21 protein-coding genes are annotated in these 21,414 nt (G+C 47.2%); 11 read left to right on the plus strand and 10 right to left on the minus strand.

Annotated features, from left to right (window positions below):
- Positions 1–8 precede the first annotated feature (8 nt).
- The 4 genes from DN062_RS08680 to DN062_RS08695 form a co-directional block, all read right to left on the minus strand.
- Positions 9–1,853: an ABC transporter ATP-binding protein gene (locus DN062_RS08680; RefSeq protein WP_112158937.1), complete on the minus strand. Its 1,845-nt coding sequence runs from the start codon at positions 1,851–1,853 to the stop codon at positions 9–11.
- Between the two features lie 247 nt (positions 1,854–2,100).
- Entirely contained in the window at positions 2,101–3,105 is a 1,005-nt protein-coding gene (locus DN062_RS08685) for a cytochrome d ubiquinol oxidase subunit II (RefSeq protein WP_112158938.1), read from the minus strand.
- Positions 3,102–4,475, minus strand: a complete 1,374-nt coding sequence (locus tag DN062_RS08690; protein WP_112158939.1) for a cytochrome ubiquinol oxidase subunit I — start codon at positions 4,473–4,475, stop codon at positions 3,102–3,104. The genes DN062_RS08685 and DN062_RS08690 overlap by 4 nt, the downstream gene beginning before the upstream one ends.
- A 36-nt stretch (positions 4,476–4,511) precedes the next feature.
- Positions 4,512–5,075, minus strand: coding sequence for a GbsR/MarR family transcriptional regulator (locus DN062_RS08695; RefSeq protein ID WP_112158940.1), 564 nt, complete (start codon positions 5,073–5,075; stop codon positions 4,512–4,514).
- 203 nt (positions 5,076–5,278) lie between these two features.
- Here DN062_RS08695 and DN062_RS08700 point away from each other — a divergent pair, with 203 nt between their 5' ends.
- The 5 genes from DN062_RS08700 (at position 5,279) to rfbD (ending at position 10,180) form a co-directional block, all read left to right on the plus strand.
- Positions 5,279–6,049, plus strand: a complete 771-nt coding sequence (locus tag DN062_RS08700) for a pyrroline-5-carboxylate reductase family protein (RefSeq protein WP_112158941.1) — start codon at positions 5,279–5,281, stop codon at positions 6,047–6,049.
- A 233-nt stretch (positions 6,050–6,282) separates the two neighbouring features.
- Positions 6,283–7,272 (plus strand): TRAP transporter substrate-binding protein, encoded by a 990-nt coding sequence (locus DN062_RS08705; RefSeq protein ID WP_112158942.1) that lies wholly within the window; start codon positions 6,283–6,285, stop codon positions 7,270–7,272.
- A 60-nt stretch (positions 7,273–7,332) separates the two neighbouring features.
- Positions 7,333–7,902, plus strand: a complete 570-nt coding sequence (locus tag DN062_RS08710) for a TRAP transporter small permease (protein ID WP_112158943.1) — start codon at positions 7,333–7,335, stop codon at positions 7,900–7,902.
- A complete protein-coding gene (locus tag DN062_RS08715; protein WP_112158944.1) occupies positions 7,899–9,158 on the plus strand; it encodes a TRAP transporter large permease in 1,260 nt (419 codons plus the stop codon). Before DN062_RS08710 ends, DN062_RS08715 begins: the two co-directional genes overlap by 4 nt.
- 116 nt (positions 9,159–9,274) lie before the next feature.
- Positions 9,275–10,180 (plus strand): dTDP-4-dehydrorhamnose reductase, encoded by a 906-nt coding sequence (gene rfbD / locus DN062_RS08720; RefSeq protein ID WP_112158945.1) that lies wholly within the window; start codon positions 9,275–9,277, stop codon positions 10,178–10,180.
- Between the two features lie 48 nt (positions 10,181–10,228).
- Here rfbD and DN062_RS08725 read toward each other — a convergent pair whose 3' ends face one another.
- The 5 genes from DN062_RS08725 to DN062_RS08745 all read right to left on the minus strand — a co-directional run bounded on the left by DN062_RS08725 (position 10,229) and on the right by DN062_RS08745 (position 14,435).
- Positions 10,229–10,603 (minus strand): SirB2 family protein, encoded by a 375-nt coding sequence (locus DN062_RS08725; RefSeq protein WP_205126694.1) that lies wholly within the window; start codon positions 10,601–10,603, stop codon positions 10,229–10,231.
- Between the two features lie 131 nt (positions 10,604–10,734).
- Positions 10,735–11,526, minus strand: a complete 792-nt coding sequence (locus DN062_RS08730) for an ABC transporter permease (protein ID WP_112158947.1) — start codon at positions 11,524–11,526, stop codon at positions 10,735–10,737.
- Positions 11,523–12,257 (minus strand): ABC transporter ATP-binding protein, encoded by a 735-nt coding sequence (locus DN062_RS08735; RefSeq protein WP_112158948.1) that lies wholly within the window; start codon positions 12,255–12,257, stop codon positions 11,523–11,525. Before DN062_RS08735 ends, DN062_RS08730 begins: the two co-directional genes overlap by 4 nt.
- Entirely contained in the window at positions 12,258–13,226 is a 969-nt protein-coding gene (locus DN062_RS08740) for a YVTN family beta-propeller repeat protein (RefSeq protein ID WP_112158949.1), read from the minus strand.
- A gap of 21 nt (positions 13,227–13,247) precedes the next feature.
- The gene (locus DN062_RS08745; RefSeq protein ID WP_112158950.1) at positions 13,248–14,435 is read right to left on the minus strand and encodes an ABC transporter substrate-binding protein; all 1,188 of its coding nucleotides are present in this window, start codon (positions 14,433–14,435) and stop codon (positions 13,248–13,250) included.
- A 169-nt stretch (positions 14,436–14,604) separates the two neighbouring features.
- Here DN062_RS08745 and DN062_RS08750 point away from each other — a divergent pair, with 169 nt between their 5' ends.
- The 6 genes from DN062_RS08750 to DN062_RS08775 all read left to right on the plus strand — a co-directional run bounded on the left by DN062_RS08750 (position 14,605) and on the right by DN062_RS08775 (position 20,252).
- Positions 14,605–15,057 (plus strand): cupredoxin domain-containing protein, encoded by a 453-nt coding sequence (locus DN062_RS08750; RefSeq protein WP_112158951.1) that lies wholly within the window; start codon positions 14,605–14,607, stop codon positions 15,055–15,057.
- Between the two features lie 149 nt (positions 15,058–15,206).
- Positions 15,207–15,650, plus strand: coding sequence for a cytochrome c-550 PedF (gene pedF, locus DN062_RS08755; RefSeq protein ID WP_112158952.1), 444 nt, complete (start codon positions 15,207–15,209; stop codon positions 15,648–15,650).
- Positions 15,640–16,569, plus strand: a complete 930-nt coding sequence (locus DN062_RS08760) for a substrate-binding periplasmic protein (protein ID WP_112158953.1) — start codon at positions 15,640–15,642, stop codon at positions 16,567–16,569. The genes pedF and DN062_RS08760 overlap by 11 nt, the downstream gene beginning before the upstream one ends.
- Positions 16,570–16,618: 49 nt before the next feature.
- Positions 16,619–17,377: a quinoprotein dehydrogenase-associated SoxYZ-like carrier gene (locus tag DN062_RS08765; RefSeq protein ID WP_112158954.1), complete on the plus strand. Its 759-nt coding sequence runs from the start codon at positions 16,619–16,621 to the stop codon at positions 17,375–17,377.
- Positions 17,349–18,335 carry a quinoprotein relay system zinc metallohydrolase 1 gene (locus DN062_RS08770; protein ID WP_239995744.1) on the plus strand — a complete coding sequence of 329 codons (987 nt, stop codon included), beginning with the start codon at positions 17,349–17,351 and terminating at the stop codon, positions 18,333–18,335. Before DN062_RS08765 ends, DN062_RS08770 begins: the two co-directional genes overlap by 29 nt.
- Before the next feature lie 150 nt (positions 18,336–18,485).
- A complete protein-coding gene (locus DN062_RS08775; protein ID WP_112158955.1) occupies positions 18,486–20,252 on the plus strand; it encodes a PQQ-dependent methanol/ethanol family dehydrogenase in 1,767 nt (588 codons plus the stop codon).
- A 78-nt stretch (positions 20,253–20,330) separates the two neighbouring features.
- Here DN062_RS08775 and DN062_RS08780 read toward each other — a convergent pair whose 3' ends face one another.
- On the minus strand, positions 20,331–21,398 hold the full coding sequence (locus tag DN062_RS08780; protein ID WP_112158956.1) for an META domain-containing protein: 1,068 nt from the start codon (positions 21,396–21,398) through the stop codon (positions 20,331–20,333).
- Between the last annotated feature and the right edge of the window lie 16 nt (positions 21,399–21,414).

Consider the following 21,414-nt stretch of genomic DNA (forward strand, 5'->3'; position numbering starts at 1 on the left):
AAGGTGGTTTATGGGAGTCTATCACTATTATCCTCCCCCAGAAAACCGCCGGATTGCCGCGCCCAAAGTTGAGCGTACAAACCCGGTTGGGCCACCAGCTCATCATGTGTGCCCATTTGAATAATCTGCCCCTTATCCATCACAATTAAACGATCCATGGCCGCGATTGTCGATAAACGATGGGCAATCGCAATCACGGTTTTGCCTTCCATAAGTTTGTACAGGTTTTCTTGAATGGCAGATTCCACCTCGGAATCCAGTGCAGAGGTGGCCTCATCAAGAATAAGAATCGGTGCATCCTTCAGCATGACCCGCGCAATCGCAACCCGTTGTCGTTGGCCGCCAGAGAGTTTGACTCCGCGCTCACCCACTTGCGCGTCATAGCCAGTGCGTCCCTTGATATCTTTTAAGCCGAGAATGAAGTCATGGGCTTTTGCACGTTTGGCGGCTTCTATTACGTCCTCGTCTGATGCATCAGGGCGGCCGTAGGCAATATTGTCTCGGACGGATCGGTGCAGTAACGAAGTGTCTTGACTCACCATGCCGATATTGGCGCGTAAAGACTCTTGCTGCACTTCATGGATGGCTTGTCCGTCGATCAGGATTCGACCTTTTTCAACATCGTAGAATCGCAGAAGTAGGTTAACAAGCGTTGATTTCCCCGCACCAGAACGCCCGACAATACCGACCTTTTCACCCGATTTGATCGACAATTTAAGTCCTTCGATAACACCAGAGGTTTGGCCATAATGAAAATCAATATGATCAAATTCTATTGCACCTTTTGATGCGTGTAACACCGGAGCATTGGGTTGATCTTGCACCTCATGCGCGACAGAAATCGAGCCGATGCCATCTTTGACAGTGCCAATATTTTCAAATAAAGACGATACTTCCCACATAATCCATTGCGACATACCTGAAAGGCGAAGGACTAAGCCGAGCGCAACAGCGACAGCACCAATGCTGATCAAGTCTGATAACCAAAGATAGATGCTGAGGCTAGCAACCGATAGCAGCAACAACGAATTCAACAGATACAGGCAAGTATTAAACAACGTGACTAAGCGCATTTGCTTATGAACCGTGCCTAAAAAGCCCTGCATGCTTTCTTGGGCATAGTCGGATTCTCGTTGAGAGTGAGAAAAGAGCATAACGGTTTGAATGTTCGTGTAGGCGTCCACAATGCGCCCAGTCATGATCGAACGTGCATCCGCTTGGAGTTGCGAAACTTTTCCCATTAACGGCACAAAAAAACGTAACATGACAATATAGGCAACTATCCATACTAGCAAGGGTAGCATCAGACGTCGATCAGCACTGCCAAGAATAAACAGGGTGCCAATGAAGTAGACCGTGACATAGTTGAGTACATCAATCATTTTGATCACGCACTCGCGTACGGCAAGAGCGGTTTGCATGAGCTTGGTTGCGATACGTCCTGCAAATTCTTCTTGGTAAAAGCTCATGGATTGTTTGAGCAAGTAACGGTGAACCAGCCAGCGGATGCGCATGGGGTAGTTGCCCATCAGCACTTGGAAGTTCAGTAAGGAGTGAATGAACACCAATAATGGCAGCCCCATAATGACAGCGGCCATTCCGATCAGTTTCCAGCCCTCGGTGGCTAAAAAACTCTCTTTGTCTTGCTCAGACAACCAATTCACAATATTGCCAAGGAAGCTAAATAACCAGACTTCGACTAAGGCAACGCATGCCATCAAAACAGCTGCGCAGGCGATCCAAGGCCACATTCCGCGAGAGTAGTGCAGGCAGAAGCGGACAAGGCTTTTGGGAGGTTGACCTAATTGTTCATCGGGAAAGGGGTTAAGTCGGCTTTCGAACCAGCGAAACATGTGAGCTCTCTGTTTTTGTGTCTGTTGAGTTGTGCAGGAAATTACATCAAGGCTGGGCTAGCCATGATTTTGATAGGCATTGAGCGAACGATTTAACACTAATTTAGACTGAATAGTCCAGTTTTTGTGCGAAAGAAAATCATTTAATGCGCGCACTACATCAAAAACCACACTCATGATTCAAGGCCTCATTCCACTCAAGTTTTTACTCAGAGTGAATGAGGCTTTGGGTTTCTAAGCAGCGAACTTAATAGTACTTCAAACCATCTGCCTTACCCCGGAAAGCGTAGTAAGCGACGGCGGTGTAGGCCGCAATAATCGGGATTACGATCACCGCGCCAAAGAAGATAATCGTTAAGGATTCTTTTGAGCTGGCGGCTTCATACAAGGTCATTTGGTTTGGAACGACAAAGGGGTAAAAGCTCAGTGCTAATCCTGCAAAGCTGCAGACGAAGATCACCTTGCAAATGAAAAAGGGTATCCAAGCGCCTTGATCATTCGGTAAGGGCAGCCGCTTAAGTGCCAGATACCCCAATGCAAACATGGCAAAGCACAAGAGAGGAATGGCGGCGAATAAATACGCCAAAGGCGGTTCTGTCCATACTTGATACACGTTGGCATTTACCAGCGGGTTAATCGCGCTGACCGTTAAAATACCCGCGAATGTCCAGACGCCCGCTCGTTTGCATTGACGAATCGCGTGAAGCTGTAAATCACCAGTCGTTTTCCCGATCAACCATGCGTTGCCGATCATTGCATAAGCAGCGGTAACACAGAGACCGCTAAAGCAGGCAAAGATCACACTGCCTAAGTGGTACTCTAGACCCATGACATAGATACCCAGCATAAAACCCTGGCTAAAGGTTGCGAGTAAGGATCCACACTTAAAGGTCCAGTCCCAGTGGATTTTACGCTCGGGTTTGACTTTAGCACGAAAATCGAACGCCACCCCTCGAAGAATAAGTCCAATTAACAGCAATGCTGCAGGCAGGTAAAGTGCATGAAGAATGGCACTGTGTGCCGCAGGAAAGGCCACCAGCAGTAAACCTACAGCCAATACAAGCCATGTTTCGTTGGCATCCCAGAAGGGGCCAATCGATGCAATTGATGTATCGCGCCAAGCTTCTTGTTTCATGGGTAATGTAATGCCCACACCCAAATCGTATCCATCCAGAATGGCATATAAAAGCACGGCCAGAGCCGTTAGGGCGGCAAATACCAACGCCAAATTCTCCGCTGTTAATAGGCTCATACACTGGCTCCTTCTGTTGCAATTTGCGTTTTCTTTTCGGGTAAACCGGGAAGAGATAAGTCGTACTCCTCTACATCAATCGCTCGTTTGGCCAACCAGAATAGAGTTTTGATATAGGCCACCAACAACACGGCATAAAGTAAGAGATACATAATTAAGGTGAGTGCAACCTGCTCACTGGCGACAGTTGTCACCGCTTCGTTGGTGCGTAATACGCCATAGACTAAGTAGGGTTGACGCCCAATTTCGGTGACATACCAGCCTGCTAGCGTAGCGAGCCAACCTGAAAATGACATACCTATTAACACCTTGTACTGCAGGGGTGTGAGCTCATTTTTACGATAGAGCCGCAGACTGCACCACCAAGCCACTAATAACATGGCTATGCCAGTTGCCACCATGATGCGGAAGCTATAAAAAACGGGCGCAACGGGGGGGTGGGCATCTTCGAAGTCACTGATCCCTTTTAGTTCACCCTCTAATTCATGTGTGAGGATCAAACTCGCCAGTTTTGGAATTTCAATCGCAAAGCGGTTCGTTTGGGTTTCAGCATCCGGTATACCAAACAGCACTAAAGGTGCGCCATTTTGGGTGTGCCAAAGTCCTTCCATGGCGGCTACTTTCTGAGGTTGATGCTCTAAAGTGTTTAAACCATGCAAATCCCCTATAAATGCTTGGGTAGGGGCCAACACTGCCGCACTAAACAGAGCGGTTTTGAGCGTTAGGCGAGGTGCCTTTTTATTGTCGCCTCGGTACAAGCGATAGGCAGAAATACCTGCAACTAAAAAACACACGGTTAATGCGGAGGCGAATAGCATATGTGTGAAGCGGTAGGGGAAAGATGGGTTGAAAATGATCGCCAACCAATCCGTTGCATGGGCCACGCCATCGCGCATTTCGAACCCGACCGGTGTTTGCATCCATGAGTTCAGTACTAGAATCCAGAAGGCTGATAGGGTCGTGCCGAGCGCAACCAGTAACGTGGCTGAGGTATGCAGCCAGCGAGGGACTTTATTAAACCCAAACAACATAATGCCTAGCATCGTGGCTTCTAGGAAAAAAGCCGTCAGAATCTCATAGGCCAGCAAGGGGCCCGCTATATTTCCAACCGTTTCCATAAAGCCAGGCCAGTTGGTACCAAACTGGAACGACATGGTAATGCCACTGACCACGCCTAAGGCAAAGGTCAGGGCAAAAACTTTCACCCAAAAACGGTAGGCTCGCATCCAAACGGGATGTTGAGACAAATCAAAACGAACTTTGAAGTACACCAGCAACCAGCCAAGGGCGATGGTAATTGTGGGAAATAAAATATGAAAGCTGATATTGGCCGCGAACTGGATACGCGAAAGTAACAGTGTGTCTAACATAAGTACCTCACAGGTAGATAAGAGCCTATCAACGCACTAGGTTTTTTTTGCGGGCTCTTTTTTACTTAAGAACGTATCCGTAAACTCCAGCACTTTGCCGACCCCAGAGCCTAATTTCATTAAAGTATTTAGCTTATCGGGTGAAAGCGATTGTAGGCTTTGAGTCCACTCCGTAATGTTTTCCAACAGATCATGAATTTCGGTGATGCGTTTCTGAGCGTAAATTTCTTCTTGGTTAGCGGCTTCATCCATCATGATGTCGCGCAGCAAACTGAGGGTGGGGTCCATTTCACGTTTGCGCCGCTCTTCAAATACCCTGTTGGCCATGTCCCAGATGCTGCCTCGGCTTTGATAAAATTCGCGTCGCTCGCCTTGTTTGTGAATAACCTGAACCAGTTGCCAACTTCCTAGCTCTTTTAAGCCCATACTAACGTTGCCTCGGGAAATACCGAGTAGATCCCCGATTTCGTTAGCACATAAGGGCTCTTCGCTGATGACCAGTAAGGCGTAAATCTGACCCACGGTGCGGTTGAAGCCCCAGCGGCTGCCCATTTCGCCAAAGTGGTAAACAAAGGATTCAATCATTGGTGTTAATTGCATTGTTGTGCCTTTATTGAACTTTCAGAATTTTCTGAAAGAATAATACGCTCATGAATTGATCTAGATCAACGCTTTTAAAAAAAATTTGTGATGGGTGTTTTTGTGGTGTCGAAGAAGTCTATATACCTATGCAGGATATAGACGGGTAGCGATCTAAGAATTCGCTCCTATAATAAATATACATTTCAAAAAAAGGGGGCCACATGCGTATCGGTGTTTTGGGGGTTGGGGCATTAACAGAGGCAATTGTTACGGGTGTGCAGAAATCAAAATCCCCTTACAGTTGGTGCTTATCACCTCGTTCGGCGTTTCGGGTTGAGCGCTTACTGAGTTTGCCACAGGTATCCGTTGCTCAAGACAATCAATCAGTTGTGGATCAGTGCTCGACAGTGATTATTGGCGTTAGACCCGACGATTTGCAGTCTTTGGCGACGCAGATCAAGTTGACTTCAGATCATCATCTACTGTGTTTGGCGGCAGGTGTACATTTAGAAACCCTGCAGAAAATGTTTTACCCCGCAAAAGTGACTCGTATGATGGCAAGTATTGCAGCGGAATATCCAGGAGCGAGTGTTTTTTTCTTTCCAAAAGACCTGCAACTGTCCACTTGTTTTTCGAATGCAGGCTTTGGAGTTCAGAGCTTTACGACAGAGTTGCAGTTCGAAGCATCAATGCTTAGTGTTTGTGTGAATGCATGGTGGTTAGATCAAGTTCACGCATTGGCGCAGACCTTTGCGGATGAAACGGGTATGCCTTTGGCGGAAGCTGTTGAATTGCTGGCCAGAGCTCAGCAAGAGTCAGTGACCTTACTAAAGGAGCGCAGGCAGACGACGCCCACCGTTTTAGCGCGAGAAATTGGCACCCCCGGCACCTTTACAGCTCGGGGCCTTTACCATCTTAAAGAACGGCAAGCCGAAAAACCCTGGGTGGATATTTTGAGTCAATTGCTGAAAGAGTTAAAGTCTAAGGAATGATTCACGAGTAAACTGAACTAGCGATCTCAACCTGTCTTTAAAACAGAAAAAGGCACTAAAGGGGGATTATCAAAAATATCTAGCGTTTTCCTTGCAAGGAGGAGCAAATACATCTCGTTTTCGACAATTGATCTTGTTCACAAAGCTTTTATAGATATCGCTTTATCTAGAAAAGCTTTTCGGGTAGATTTTCAGATATATTCGCATCAAATACCTTCCGTTAGGAGATGTTCATGGGCTGCTTTCGAAAATCATTGGCTTCGGCTGTCGCTGTCTCGTGTTTAAGTTTGGCAGCCTTTGCTGTTCAAGCAAAAGATTTTCGCTTAGGGTTAATTACCCCTCCGTCTCATCATTGGACGCAAGCCGCTCAAGCCTTTGCTGATGAACTCAAGCAGGCATCAGACGGAAAGCACAGTGTTGCAATTTTCCCAGCTCAGCAGTTGGGTAACGAAGCCCAGATGGTGCAGCAGTTACAAGCGGGCTCTTTGGATATGGCTTTTTTGACCATTGCTGAGGTATCGAATCGTGTTCCAGAATTCGGTGCGCTATATGCGCCTTACTTGGTGGATAATGTTGATGAAGCAGCAGGTCTGCTAAAAACCGATGAAGCGAAGCGTTTATTCGATCTGCTGCCTCAACAAGCGGGTTTAATTGGTATCGGCTACGGCATGGCGGGCATGAGGCAAGTCATGAGCCGAGTGCCAGTTGAAAGTCCCGCAGACCTTCGGGGTAAAAAGCTCCGGATCACCCCTTTTGAACCCATACGTGATTTTTACAACGCGCTAGGTGCCGCGCCAACACCCTTGCCTTTGCCTGCTGTCTATGACGCCTTAGCCAACCGCCAAATTGATGCCATCGACATGGATTACGATTCAATATTAATCTTTAAGTTCTATGAGCGTGCCGAACACTTAATGATTTCTAACCATATGATGTTTCCGATGGTGGGAGTTGTTTCGGCTCGCGTTTGGAGAACCTTAGATGAAGAAGACAAGGTGTTAATTACCGAGTTGATGCAAGCGCAGCTAGATGGCGTATTAGAAACCTTTAGGCTGCAAGAAAAAGATCAAGAAGCCGAGCTAAGGGCATTGAACATAACGATTACGGAAGCCAATCGTGAAGATTTTGCTGAAAGCGTCGCCGCGTGGGAAGCGATTTGGTCAGAAAAAGCGCCATCATTAAGTATATTAAGAGATGCAGTGAATAGGCTGCGTACCCCCTAAATCGCAGCCTGTTTGCGAGATATTTAAGACCCTAATCAATATTAGGGTCGGTATTCAACAATGCAGTTATTACGACAACTCTCACATTGGATCGCTAAGTTTGAAATGGCTTTAGCGGCTATGATGGCACTATTAATTAGTGTGCTGATCTTAGTGAACGTGGTCAGCCGGGCGCTGGGAATGGCGATTTACTGGATTGACGAACTGGCTATCTATGCCATGATTTGGATGACCTTTTTGGCAACGTCTGTTGTGATTAAACAGCGCCAAACCCTTGCTGTGACTTTCTTAGTGGATAAATTACCTGCTAAAGGACGTTATTTTTTAGCCGTGTTTAGTGATTTGACGATTTGGGGGTTTGCGCTTTTATTATGCATCTTGTGTTACCGATGGTACGACCCTTGGCACTTCTTTCAAGCGGGATTTAATGTATTGGAGTACCAATCGCAAACCTTCAATTTTATTTATTCAGAAAACACCAACACCTTGGGGATAAAAAAAGTCTGGGTGTGGATGTGTCTACCCTTAGTTGCTCTCACACTGATGATTCACAGCAGTGTTAATTTGCTTGATCGACTTTCTTATTGGAAAACGCCTGAAACATTTGAGCAAAAGGGAACGTCTGCATGATTTTAGCTGTCTTTTTGATCTTATTGTTTGCCGCTGTGCCGATTGCGCTCGTGTTGACCTTGACGTCTGCAAGCTATATTGCAAGTTCGGGCAATCATCTTTTGTTTGACTCATTTGCTCAGCAGCTCTTTGGTGCAATTGAAAATTACGGATTGTTGGCCATCCCTTTGTTTATGCTTGCAGGCGAGTTGATGAATGAGGGTGGGCTTACGTCTCGCTTAATTAATATGGCTCGCATTCTTGTTGGCGGTTTTAGAGGCGGGCTAGCCTATATCAACCTAGTGGCAAATATGATGATGGCGGCGATTATGGGTTCGGCCGCTTCGCAGATTGCGATTATGTCGAGAGCGATGGTTCCTGCGATGGAGAAAGAAGGCTATTCTCCGGCCTATGCGGCGGCAATTACGTCTGCTGGGGGGCTTCTATCGCCTATTATTCCACCCTCAATGCTATTTGTGTTGTTTGGGGTGTTGGCCCAAGTGCCAATTGCGGATATGTTTATAGCTGGCATTTTACCGGGCTTACTCATGTCGGCGTTGTTTTTTCTGACCATAGCGCTGATGGGGTTAGTGCACGAATACCCCAAGGGCGAGTGGTTAACGGCAGCGCAGGCTAAAAAAGCCTTTTGGATGGGACTCCCTGCCTGTTTGATTCCGGTCTTGATAATAGGGGGGATTCTGACAGGACTGGTGACCCCAACTGAGTCGGCGGCCTTGGCATCCTTAGGGGCTTTGCTAATTGGTACCTGTGTTTATAAAGAATTAAAACTCAGTCATTTGCCTGAAATTATGAAGCGAACAGCCTTGAACTCAGGCATGGTGATTATTTTGATCTCAGCTGCGGGAGTCTTTGGCTGGGTGTTAATCTACGAACAAATTCCGCAAGCGGTTGCTGCTTGGATCGTGCAGCAAACATCAGATCCATTTGTCTTTTTGTTGATGGTGGTTGCTGCGTTGATTTTAGTGGGTATGCTTTTGGATGGTATTGCCGCTTTAATCTTGGTTGTGCCAATACTGTTACCCGTTGCGCAAGCCGATTTTGGCATCAGCCCGTATCAGTTTGGTGTGGTGGTATGTCTGACTCTAGTGATGGGGCTTTTGACACCGCCAGTGGGAGCCGGCTTGTTCATTGGTTCGGCCATGACCGGTGTGCCGCCAATGAAGATCTTTAGAGCGCTGTTACCCTTTTTGATGATGACGTTACTCTCACTGATCATTATTAGTGGTATCCCGAGTATTGTCTTGATTTTGCTTTGAATCCATCTATTTATGACTTTTCGTTACTCGGGATTGTCTGTAAAGTAGAGTGAGATTTTAGTGGCAACACACCTCGAGGTTGAGCACGAATGGCTAATCGCTTAGGAGTAAAATGATTGTTCGCTGATCCAGTTAAAGTGCTAATTACAGGTGCCGATGGGCAGGCTGGCTATGCTATCACGCATTTGGCTAAGTCAGATCCCTTTTTTGCCGTTACGGCGCTTAGCCGTAAACAGCTCGATATCACTCAGCCTGAAAAAGTGATAGAGCAATTGGATGCGTGTCTTCCTGATTATGTCATTAACTGTGCTGGATTAAACAGCGCTGATCGTGCTGAGCGAGAACCAGAGCGTGCCCATAAGCTCAATGCCGAGGGTGTAAAAAATCTGGCGCATGCCTGTGCGGGTTTGTCGATCCCAGTCATTCATTTATCCACGGATTATGTTTTCGATGGGCACTATGCCACGGGGTACAGCGAAAAAGATCAAACAGCGCCTCTTGGGGTGTATGGCTTAAGTAAGTTTCAGGGTGAAGAGTATCTACGAGCAGGTTGGCCACAGCATATTATACTGAGAGTGAGTTGGTTATTCAGTGAACGGGGCGATAACTTCATGTTGCGCTTACTTGACGAAGCGCGTCATCAGGAAGAAATTTGCGCCGTGGATGATCGACGAGGTTGCCCGACGAGTGCCTATGATCTCGCCCGAGTAGTGGTGGCGATTCTTAAGCAGATCAGTAATGGTGCGGATGCGTGGGGAACCTATCACTATTGCGGTGCTGAGGTAACCACTCGATATGGTTTCAGTGAAGCGGTGATTGCCGCTGCGCGACAGTATGAAAATTTGAAAGCCACCCATCTTCTCCCCGTTTCAACCAAAGATTATCCCTCCGAAACTCAGCGTCCCTCCACCTCTGTTTTAAAATGTCAGAAAATTCTGAATGTCTTTGGTATTCGACAACGTCCGTGGCGCAGTGAACTGCAGCGGTTAATTCGCATTTATTATGATCAAGTGGAAACCTGAATTTGGCGTGACTCCAGTGAGGGTCACGCCTTTATCAAGCAGATGGGGTTAGAACAGTCCTAGCGTCGCTGAACGTGCTAAGGCAACTTTGGCAATGTAAATTAAGGCTGTGCCAGCTAAGGCCAAGCCAAGAATCTTTTCTCCCAATGAGTTAGCCTTTTTGAACGCGTAGACAGCAAAGGCGATATACAGGAGGAGTCCAACGATTTTTGCCAACACCCAGCCAACGTGCAAAGGGTTCATCTGCATGGCGACCAAAAGGCCTATGGCTGATAGAATCAATAGTGTATCAACTACGTGGGGTAGGATTTTAAATAGCTTTTTCTGAAGTCCTTTTGGCCATGCCAGCAACATCACTGCACGAATCAAAAAGAGTAAAATCGTGATAGCAACCATCGTGAGATGAAGGTGTTTAAACGCCATGTACATAAGACAGGATTCTCATATTATTAATCAAGGAAAGTAGACTTTGGCACAAGCTCGATCTGCTAGCAACTGCTGGATTCAGTTGAAGTGAAAATGAAAAGTGGAATAGAAGCAGCAGAATTTCGTTTTTACTTAGTGCCTGTGACCTTTTCAGGGCGAAAGCCTATGATCGCCATTCCGCCAAAGAACAAGGTTGTCGCCAGCGTCACCCATAAGGCTTCGAGGTTTAGCTGCGAGTACATGGCGAAGCGAACCAATTCAACGGCATAGGTAAATGGATTTAGGCTGCACACCCAGTAGAGCCATTCACTGCTTTCGCGCATGCGCCACAGAGGATAAAGCGCGGACGACATAAAAAACATCGGGAAAATTACAAAGTTCATGACCCCTGCAAAGTTTTCCAACTGCCGGATTTTAGACGATAAAAACAAACCGATTGCGCCTAGTTCAAGGGCTGTGAGCAATAAGGCAGGCAGTGCATAAAGAAGCCCAATCAAGGGTAAACGTATGTCGAGCGCTAAGGTAATCCCATAAAAGGCATACACCTGAATCAGTGAAATCAGAGCAATGGCAAAGAGTTTACAAAAGAGCAACCAGCTGCGCGGGAGAGGGCTCATTAACAATACGCGCATACTGCCCATCTCTCGATCATAGACCATTGACAGAGCACTTTGCATGCCATTAAACAAAAGAATCATGCAGGCTAGGCCTGGAATGATATAGGTTTCATAGGTGATGTAGGTTTGGTATGGGGGCGTAATCGACAAGCCGAGCGCCGCACGAAACCCCGCCGCAAATACAATCAGCCAAAGCAAGGGGCGAACCAGCGAACTAAAAAAGCGTGAACGTTGGTGAATAAAACGTAAAAACTCTCGCTTTAAAACGCCCAAAAAACTGTAGGCATAGACAGAAAGGTTCATGTGACTGTTTCCCTAAGGCCTGTGATCTGTTCAAACGCATCGGATAGAAGATGCGTATTGGTGAGCGATAATAATGCGGCTCCGGAGTTTGCAAACAGCAAATGACCTTTATTCAACACAAGAAGATGATCCTCAGGACGAATTTCATCCATCAAGTGAGTGGTCCAGAGTAGGGTGAGCCCATGTGTTTCGCATAAGCTTCGAACATATTCATTGAGTTCTAGGCGTGTGCGAGTGTCCAACCCCACGCTGGGTTCGTCAAGGAGTAAGACTTTAGGTCGGTGCAATAGAGCTCGTGCAATTTCGACACGGCGCCGATGCCCTCCGTTTAAGCTGCGCACCTTGTCATTGAGCCGATCCGAGAGACTCATGCGTGCCAATTCTTCTAGCGCCCGGTTCTTGACTTGTTGTCGTGATAAACCATGAAGGGCACCGTGATATTCAAGATTTTGTAAGACACTGAGATCTAAATCGAGTGTGCTTTGTTGGAAGACGACGCCAAGTGATGCCATGATCCGTCTGGGCGCTTGGCGCAGGTCGTCTTCTTGGATTTTGATGGAACCTGACTGTAAGGCGAGAAGACGTGTCAGAAGTGAAATAAGTGTGGTTTTTCCCGCACCATTAGGGCCAAGCAGGGCGTTGAATCCTCCGGCTGTGAGGGAAAACGTCAGGTCGTGAAGGACCTGACGTTTTCCATACCGGAAGTTGACGGCATTGAGTTCAATGCTCATTTACGGAGCTGCCACGACGCCCCAAGGGTAACGGCCCACCTTGAGGGTTTTAATCACTTCGCGCTTCTCAACATCAATGACCGACACATCACCGCTCACACCATTGGTCGAGATCACGTATTTGTCATCAGGTGTTAGCCCCACTCCCCACACACGACGCCCTACCAAGAAATACTCAAGGACCTCATAGGTTTGCTGATCGATCATGGCTACGTGATTGGCAGGTCCCAAGGCGACAAAGGCGTAGCGACCGTCTTGAGTTAACTGAATACCAACGGGTTGGATTCGATCCGGGTGAACTCCTTTGATTTCGAAATTAATTTTGTGAATTTCGTCGCGGCTATCGACATCGTAAATGGTGACAGTTCCACCAATTTCTGCAGAGGCCCACAGGCGTTGACTGTCATGGGTGAATTCAACGTGTCGAGGACGTTGGTCAATCACCGTGTTGTCGACGAGTTCAAGCGTTTCAGTATCGATCCAGTGTAACATGTTGGTCGTTTCACTGGTATTTACGGCCCATTTTCCGTCAGGACTAACGCCCATGCCTTCAGGCTCAATGCCTACTTCAATTTGCGCGAGGACTTGGTGTGTTTCCGTATCGACAACTGAGACAATATCGTCATCTTCATTGGCAATAAACAGCAAACGATCATTGGGGTGTAGGGCAAATTGTTCTGGGTCATCACCCGATGGGAGGTCGGTTATAAACTCAAAGGTTTTCGCATCATAAATTTCAACCCGATCTGAGTCACTTGCACAGATATAGAGTTTTGAATAGTCGCTACTTAAGAGAATACCTCTGGGGCGCATGCCTACATCAAAGGTTTTGACGACTTCCCAGCTGTTAGTATCAATCACCGAAATGGTGTTATCTCGCTCATTGGAGATAAAAGCAGTCCCTGCAAACAGAGGTGTACTAAATAATGCCCCTGCGATTAAGCCTGTTAGTAGACGTTTTTTAAACATAGTTATTCTCCACTTTATTTATTATTTTACGTGGCATTGACTTTCGGGAGCGTCAAAACCAAGTGTATCCAAGTCGGTTACCGGATGTAAAAAGCCTTCCTGAGGCGATTGTGAAACAAGTGCTCGCGGGTGTACCAATGGAATGGGCTGTTTTAACTGCCCACTCCAAGGCCGGTATTCCAAGCGTCGACCCTTAAAGCCTGCTAGTTGAAAATCATCCGATAAAATAAACGCTCGAACATCCTTTAACTCAGTTGTCTTGATGGCGGCGACGGCCTCACCAACGGTACGAACTCCTGCCCAAGAGGCATAGTCCAATTCGTTCATCCAGCGGTCTGCATGTCGTTCAAAGCGGCTATGCAATTGCGCAGCACCCCAGGCTTCAACCGCTTTGTGCCAGCCAGTTGGCATTAAACCCTGCGTACCTGCAACAGGGCGGGGCAGCCAAGTGTTGTACAGTAGATATTCGCCAAAATCACCACGTTCATCAGCAACAATCACGACATCATAATCGCTGGCACGCGTAAACATAGGCAGCTCTTGTTGTGCCGTGCGACGCAGGTCTGTGTCAAAGTCCCATTCTTTTTCGGCCACGATACGGCCACCGAAACGGTCCGCTGCACGCCTAATGGCAGCCGCATAGGCTTTATCATCTTCCGTTTGCCCTGTGACGAGCAGCCATTTATTCCAGCGCCGTGCAGCTAACCACTGCCCAAGTGCATCGGCGAGCATCGCACGGGATGGCAGAGTATGCAGAAGTCCAGGGATGCATTCATTGACTCTTAAGGCATCGTCTTTGCTACCGGCATTAAACAATAAGGCATCATCGCCGAAGGTTTCGTGCAGGCGTCGTATTTGTTCGGCAGGTAAGTTAGCAACGAAAAACCGAACACCGTCCGCATGTAGCTGCGTGGCAAACTCATAGAGTTCGTCTGCATCATCCGTGTGTAAGGCATCTAAATGATAGGTTTGCTTTAAAAAGCGTCCCGTACTGTTGTTGTCTCGCAATGCCACCTCAGCGCCTTTCAGTCCTGAGTCTTCGGGGTCTGGAAATGAGTTAGACAGCAGTGGGCCTTTGTCTTCTTCAAACCCCAAATAAGCAATGCGTACCTCTAGCCCTTCACTGTGAGCCGATGTTGAAAAGGCAATTGCACTGGCAAGAAGGCAAGTTGCAACGGGAGCAGTTATCAGTTTTTTTATCTTTTTCATGGCTGATTCTTCTGCATTTATAAACTTGGCATTCAGCTTAGAGCCTTGGCGTATAAATCTGAATGTTTAGAAAGTAGTAATTATTTAGTTCTTAAGTAGCATTTTTTTTGAGCGGTCCTGAGATAGTCTAGAAAAGAGCATACTTACAAAAATAAATGAGGTGATAAAAATGCTATCTAAAAAACACCTAGGTGTTAAATCGCTATTAGCCGCTATGGCTATATCTGTATCGGGTTTAGCTTGGTCTGCTGGTGACTTGACTCAACGCCCAGAAAGATTAGAGCCTATACAGCTTGGTAAGTTAACCGATACCGAGTTGCTGGATTATTTCATGGAACCTAAGGAGTTTACTTTTGAGACGGGTAAGTCCTATCGCTTGAAAATACAAGCCTCTGGGTTAAAAGAATACGCATTTCAGGCACCTAAGTTTTTTGAATCTATCTATATCCGTAAAGTTGAAGCAGGTGGCGTTGAAATAAAAGGGGTTGGGCTATCAGAGCTTGAGTTTGAGGATAAAGGCGAAGCTGAAATATTCTTTGTGCCTATCCGTCCTGGCGAGTTTCCATTCTATATCAAAGGTCACGAAGAGCGTGGCATGACTGGCGTCTTTAAGGTTGAGTAAAGTTTCTATTTATATTGTTATTGAGCACTTAGTACTTAAGTATCAAAAAAAACAGTCTAATGACGAATCTTAAAATAATTTAAAAGACAGCACTATCTACCCATAAAAACATTTTTAAGTTTAATAAATCTAATAATGGGTGATTAAAAATGAAAACCAAGCAAAAAGCATTCAGCCTTATCGCTGCGTCAATGATCACAATGGGTCTTTCTACTTTAGCAATTGGACATGGTGACGTGACGCCGCAAGCCGTCGATACCAAAGGATTGTCACCGCTCGGTTCCGATTGGTTGGAGGAAAACCCCTACCGTCCAGGTCATGCTGAATATGACACAGCCGTGCGCATTGGTGCATCTGCATACAATCAAAACTGCGCCCGCTGCCATGGCTTAGAAGGCATTTCCGGCGGTATCGCCCCCGATCTTCGTGAAATGGAAGACGGGCTAGAGGGTGACGAGTGGTATATCTACCGTGTTCGAGAAGGTGCGGTGAGAGATGGCCGTGTTTACATGCCGCGTATGGCTGATCATATGGATCAAGAAGCTGTGTGGGCAATTCGTGCTTGGCTGGAGACTGTGAGTCATGGGCATTAACCAACGAATTTTTCTTCCTTTTCTAATTGTCCTGACCCTGCTTAGTGCAGGGCAGGCGTTTTCTCGTCCCTATGATGAACTCTTGGCATCTGGATATTTACGCGTAGGTGTTTACGAAAATTTCCCTCCTTACTCGTTTAAAAATGTAGAAGGTGAAGCAGTCGGTATTGATGTTGATATTGCACAGCATATTGCCGACGAAATGGGACTTGAACTCGACCTGTTCTGGATGCTTCCCGATGAAGATCTTGCCGATGATTTAAGAAATTATCTGTGGCGTGGGCATGTGCTTGATCATGAACACAAACATGAACGCTTATCGGGTAAGAAAGTGGCGGATGTTATGTTGCGTGTTCCATACGATCGAAACTTTAACTATGCACGAGGCTATATCGGTGAGGGCGTCTTCGCATACGAGAATGACTTGATCGTGATGATGATGCCCTACCAGCGCGAGACTTGGAAATTGGCTCTCAATACGGATCGCCTTGAGGCCGCCAGAACCTTAGCGGTTTTCCAATATCACCCGATTGGTGTTGAAATGGAAACCGTGCCGGCATTTATGCTGACGTCCGTTTTTAACGGGAACTTACGTAGCCAAGTGCATCATTTCCGGTCACCTGCGCAAGCGTTTCAAGCGATGGTCGAAGGAGAGGTTTCTGCCATGATGGCGATCAGGGGAGAGCTTGAGTGGCTTCTAGCTCAAGAGGCATCTGAGTCATTAAAAATGGGAGAAACAACCTTTCCAGCCATGGGAAAACAACATTGGGACATTGGCATTGCGGTTAGAGAAGCGGACCGTCAACTGGGTTATCACATCGAGGGGATTTTAGAGCCCCTGGTGATGAGCGGTGATATTGCCAGCATTTTTGAACGCTATGGCGTCACTTGGGAAGTGCCCGCTTTTTACGATTTCTAGACAGTCATGCGGGTACTGATGATCAACATAACAATAAAAGATACTGCCCATGAAAAGACTACTCATACTCTACTGCTCAATGTGTTGCTGGATGTTACCTAACCTTGTCGTTGCTCAAGCGCACGACAGTGTGATGTGGGATTACACTCGTAAGATGTTCTTAGGCGATGCGCTTTATCAATTTGATGATCGCATACGTGTGTCCTTGCCTGAGTTTGCTGAAGACTCGATGCAAGTCCCCGTGTCGGTGGATGCTAGTGCCATCGATGAGTCCATTGTAAAAATGATTACCTGGGCGGATTACAACCCTATTCAACATATCTTCACTTACCATCCAGAGCCTGGAATGCTGCCACAAGTATCCATTACGTTTAAGGTCCAGCAAAGCACGCCTGTGCGAGCGGCGGTGTTGACTGAATCAGGACAGTGGTTAGTGGGGTCTGGCTATGTGAGTGCGGCGGGTGGGGGTTGTACACTGCCAAGCGAGTCGCGCATGAATGACGATTGGCAGTCCAGTCTTGGGCAGATCCGTGCAGGTCGATTTTCAAGTACTGATCAGCCAGGTGCTGACCGTTATAAGTTCCGCATCATGCATCCGATGGACTCAGGCCTCGTTGCAAATATTCCCAGCTTTTATTTAGAGCAAGTGGAATTAAGAAGTGCCAATGGCGACCTTCAGGTGCGTTTGGAGTTATCGCCTGCCGTTTCCGAGAACCCCAGTATTAGTTTTGATCTGCTGAGCTCTGATCAGAATTATCAATTATGGGTCAGGGATAACGATGGCAATGAATTCCAACGAGCACTTTGAGGGGGTTGCCATGGTTTTTAAACACCTGCGTTATGCACTGATGGGGTTGGTCTTTTGTGGCAGTTGGGTACAGGCCAATCCTTTAGACTATGCCCTTACGCCAAAAGAAATAGCTCCAAATACTTGGGTTGTGACAGGTTTAACGGAAGACTTTACCACGCAAAATGGCGGCAATATCGTTAATACCGCCTTTATCGTTACGCAAGAGGGGGTACTTGTATTGGATACTGGACCGTCTAAACGCTATGGCGAGGCGTTGCGGCAGGTCATTAGTGAAGTAACGGAACAGCCAATTGCTCGTGTCTATAACAGCCATCACCATCCTGATCATTTCTTAGGCAATCAAGCGTTTGCGGATGTCGATATTTATGCCTTAGCGACAACCATCGACTTAATTAAAAGCCGAGGGGAAGCCTACACCGAGAATATGTATAGGATGGTCGGAGATTGGATGCGTGGCACGGATGTTTTGTTGCCCAACCAGATACAAACGTCAGGCCAAGAGATAATTGGTGGACATTCACTTAGATTCATGGCGTTTTCGGGACACAGCGGAGCTCAGGCCGACCTAGTCATACTGGATGAAACCACAGGCGTACTATTTGCTTTTGATTTGGTTTTTTATGACCGAGCACTCACCACTCCAGACACACCAGGCCTCATGCAATGGCTTGAGGATATCGAGGCCCTATCTCTACTTGATTTTAAAACCCTTGTGCCTGGGCATGGAGAAGTGACGTCTTCAACTAAACCTTTAGAACAGATGCGCGAGTACCTCAAGTGGTTGGATCAGGTGTTAACCGACTCTGCCGCGCAAGGGCTCGTGGCGACGGAGGTGATGAGGGTGGGCATTCCTGAGCGTTTTTCTTCAGTGGCTTTAGCTGCTCAGGAGCTTCAACGCACAGTGAGCCATTTGTACCCCAACTACGAAGACGCCTTCTTTGCAGAGAGTTTTTAGAGGTAGTACGACTAATGTACCGCTAATACAAGACGAGCGGTCAATGGTTGATATTGAGTAACTGGCCAAAATAAAAGCATTCCTAAGTACACCGGGAAAACAGCCCAGTCTATACCGGGAAAACAACAATAATCCGTAAAGGTGATCAACATGAAACCAAGCCATGGTAAATATTTTGCAATCAGCGCTTTGGTCGCTGCTATGTCTTTGAGCTGGCAAGCTCACGCGGTAACCAATGACGATTTATTGCAAGACCATCTGACCACAGACCGCATTGTGACAGATGGTATGGGGCTCCAAAAACAGCGCTATAGCCCTTTAACAAAATTAAATGCGGATAATGTTAAAGATTTACGTCCGGTTTGGGCGTTTTCGTTCGGTGGTGAAAAACAACGTGGACAAGAAGCGCAACCCATTATTGTTGATGGGGTGATGTATGTGTCGGCGTCTTACTCGCGCGTCTTCGCAGTTGATGCGAGAACGGGTGAGGAGCTTTGGGAATACAATGCTCGTTTACCGGATGGCATCATGCCGTGCTGTGACGTGATTAACCGTGGTGTGGGCGTGTACGACAATCTGGTGATATTCGGCACCTTGGATGCACGTCTGGTGGCTCTGGATAAAGATACGGGTCGTGTTGTATGGCGCAAAACCGTTGGTGACTATCAAGAGGGCTATTCAATCACAGCGGCTCCGCTGATCGTTAATGACAAAATCATCACAGGGGTAGCCGGTGGTGAGTTTGGTATTGTCGGTAAAGTGGAAGCCTATGATGCCAAAACAGGCAATTTGCTTTGGACGCGTCCAACGGTAGAAGGGCACATGGGCTACATCTGGAAGGATGGCCAGCAGGTTGAAAATGGCATCACCGGTGGCGAGGCTGGAAAAACCTGGCCAGGCGACCTATGGAAAACAGGTGGAGCGGCCACTTGGTTGGGCGGAAGTTATGATCCAGACACCAATCTGCTGTTCTTTGGAACAGGTAACCCGGCTCCTTGGAACTCACATTTACGTCCGGGCGACAACCTGTATTCTGCCTCTCGTTTAGCGCTTAATCCTGATACGGGTGAAATTGTTTGGTCCTTCCAAACCACACCAAATGACGGTTGGGATTACGATGGTGTGAACGAGGTGATCTCATTCGATTACGAAGAAGACGGTAAGACGGTTAAAGCGGTTGCAACGGCGGATCGTAACGGCTTCTTCTACGTGTTAGAGCGTGAATCCGGTGACTTTATTCGTGGTTTCCCCTTTGTCGATAAAATCACTTGGGCATCTGGCCTAGATGAAAATGGACGCCCTATCTTTAACGATGATAACCGTCCTGGCAATCCTGCCAAAACGGAAGGTACTCAGGGTGAAACGGTTACAACAGCGCCCTCTTTCTTAGGCGGTAAAAACTGGATGCCGATGGCCTATAGCCAAGAGACAGGTCTTTTCTATGTGCCATCCAATGAGTGGGAAATGGATATCTGGAACGAAGATGTAACCTACCGTAAGGGGGCTGCGTATCTGGGTGCTGGTTTCACGATTCGTCCAATTAATGAAGACTATATCGGTGTTCTCCGTGCCATGGACCCAAAAACGGGTGAAGAGGTATGGCGTTACAACAACTATGCGCCTTTATGGGGCGGCGTTATGACGACCAAATCAAACCTAGTGTTCACGGGTAACCCTGAAGGCTACTTGATGGCGTTCGATGCTAAGACAGGTGAAATGCTCTATCGCTTCAATACAGGCTCTGGCATTGTTGGAACACCTGTTACTTGGGAAATGGATGACGAGCAGTATGTGTCGGTTGTCTCTGGATGGGGTGGAGCTGTTCCTTTGTGGGGCGGCGAGGTGGCTCAGCGCGTCAGCAATTTCAACCAAGGCGGCTCAATCTTTACCTTTAAACTTCCTAAAGCCTACGAATAAAAGCTGAACGGATTTTTCGTACACTAAACACCCCCTTCTTTTGTAAACGAAGAAGGGGGTGTTTTTTACTAGACAGCGCTAATCAGTGTTTGAACGAGGTGCTGCTTGTTCGAAGGACATTAATCTTCCCATGTCTTCGTTATACCAAGTCCAATAAGGCCCCTCAAGACTGACATAAGTGGCTTGTTCGAGCTTTTGCAAAAATTGGGTTTCCAAATCGGCCGTTTGCATGCAGAACATGCGCGTGGTGGCCACAGGGCCTAGCGTTAATCGATTGTTTTCCAAGGTGATTGAGCCTGCGAGCGTGTTACAGCCAGTATGTCCGGATAGCTGTTGACCGCTGACCTTGATAAAGGGTTTACTCTCTTCGGGCAAGTCTTGGTTAAATGTCCCCGCCAACTCTCGGATGCGCCATTCATGATGCTCGATCTTGTCCAGGGAGGTGCCGCAAGTCGTTGCAGGTGTGAAGGATGTCAGATTGTGAAAGGCTAAGTAGTAATTTGCAGGTCCTTCCTCAGGTGTTTTCCAGTTGAGCGCTACGTCGGCATTAATTTGTAAATAGCTGCCAGGGGCGCTAATAGAGGATAAGTAGGTGCGTTCTATATCAAGCCAAGCGTCTGTCATTTCGACAGGAAAGCGAGTTCCGGTAGAGCAGTCGACGACACTCGCGGCATCTGCGTAATAGATCAGCATTCCCGTAATGTTCATTGCTAAGGGCTTAGGTGCCCACTGAGTGGGGCGTATTTCGTAGTTTAAGTTTGACTGAATAGGGCGGCCTTCAGTATCGGCTTGCAGCCAGCCACCACTGTCCGTCGCAAAAAAGACCAGACTGCTATCCTCATGCTGCAGTAATAAGCGTGTTTCGTCTATTTCCCAATATCCAGCCCGCGTAAAAGTCGCATTGGGTCGATCTTGATAGGTTTCAGTTAAGAAGTAGCGACCATCAGGAAGCAGATCAAGCTGAGTTTCAATGCCTGGACAACTGGCGCATGGCAACAGCCCAGAAAAAGATTGAGGCTCTAAAGGAGAGCTGACTTGATCAGACGTGGCAAGGGCTGAGGGGGCAACTGTGTTTTGGCTGCTGCACCCAGCAAGCATCAATAAACAGGTGGATAAGGCTAAGGTACTACTTGTATGAATACGCATTGTTTACAATTCCTAT

This window comes from Nitrincola tibetensis (assembly GCF_003284585.1).
GTDB lineage: Bacteria > Pseudomonadota > Gammaproteobacteria > Pseudomonadales > Balneatricaceae > Nitrincola > Nitrincola tibetensis.

Coding starts and splice junctions, on each gene's coding strand:
- DN062_RS08680 (WP_112158937.1), bottom strand. CDS start 1,853: ATGTTTCGCTGGTTCGAAAGCCGACTTAACCCCTTTCCCGATGAACAA.
- DN062_RS08685 (WP_112158938.1), bottom strand. CDS start 3,105: ATGAGCCTATTAACAGCGGAGAATTTGGCGTTGGTATTTGCCGCCCTA.
- DN062_RS08690 (WP_112158939.1), bottom strand. CDS start 4,475: ATGTTAGACACACTGTTACTTTCGCGTATCCAGTTCGCGGCCAATATC.
- DN062_RS08695 (WP_112158940.1), bottom strand. CDS start 5,075: ATGCAATTAACACCAATGATTGAATCCTTTGTTTACCACTTTGGCGAA.
- DN062_RS08700 (WP_112158941.1), top strand. CDS start 5,279: ATGCGTATCGGTGTTTTGGGGGTTGGGGCATTAACAGAGGCAATTGTT.
- DN062_RS08705 (WP_112158942.1), top strand. CDS start 6,283: ATGGGCTGCTTTCGAAAATCATTGGCTTCGGCTGTCGCTGTCTCGTGT.
- DN062_RS08710 (WP_112158943.1), top strand. CDS start 7,333: ATGCAGTTATTACGACAACTCTCACATTGGATCGCTAAGTTTGAAATG.
- DN062_RS08715 (WP_112158944.1), top strand. CDS start 7,899: ATGATTTTAGCTGTCTTTTTGATCTTATTGTTTGCCGCTGTGCCGATT.
- DN062_RS08725 (WP_205126694.1), bottom strand. CDS start 10,603: ATGGCGTTTAAACACCTTCATCTCACGATGGTTGCTATCACGATTTTA.
- DN062_RS08730 (WP_112158947.1), bottom strand. CDS start 11,526: ATGAACCTTTCTGTCTATGCCTACAGTTTTTTGGGCGTTTTAAAGCGA.
- DN062_RS08735 (WP_112158948.1), bottom strand. CDS start 12,257: ATGAGCATTGAACTCAATGCCGTCAACTTCCGGTATGGAAAACGTCAG.
- DN062_RS08740 (WP_112158949.1), bottom strand. CDS start 13,226: ATGTTTAAAAAACGTCTACTAACAGGCTTAATCGCAGGGGCATTATTT.
- DN062_RS08745 (WP_112158950.1), bottom strand. CDS start 14,435: ATGAAAAAGATAAAAAAACTGATAACTGCTCCCGTTGCAACTTGCCTT.
- DN062_RS08750 (WP_112158951.1), top strand. CDS start 14,605: ATGCTATCTAAAAAACACCTAGGTGTTAAATCGCTATTAGCCGCTATG.
- pedF (WP_112158952.1), top strand. CDS start 15,207: ATGAAAACCAAGCAAAAAGCATTCAGCCTTATCGCTGCGTCAATGATC.
- DN062_RS08760 (WP_112158953.1), top strand. CDS start 15,640: ATGGGCATTAACCAACGAATTTTTCTTCCTTTTCTAATTGTCCTGACC.
- DN062_RS08765 (WP_112158954.1), top strand. CDS start 16,619: ATGAAAAGACTACTCATACTCTACTGCTCAATGTGTTGCTGGATGTTA.
- DN062_RS08770 (WP_239995744.1), top strand. CDS start 17,349: ATGGCAATGAATTCCAACGAGCACTTTGAGGGGGTTGCCATGGTTTTT.
- DN062_RS08775 (WP_112158955.1), top strand. CDS start 18,486: ATGAAACCAAGCCATGGTAAATATTTTGCAATCAGCGCTTTGGTCGCT.
- DN062_RS08780 (WP_112158956.1), bottom strand. CDS start 21,398: ATGCGTATTCATACAAGTAGTACCTTAGCCTTATCCACCTGTTTATTG.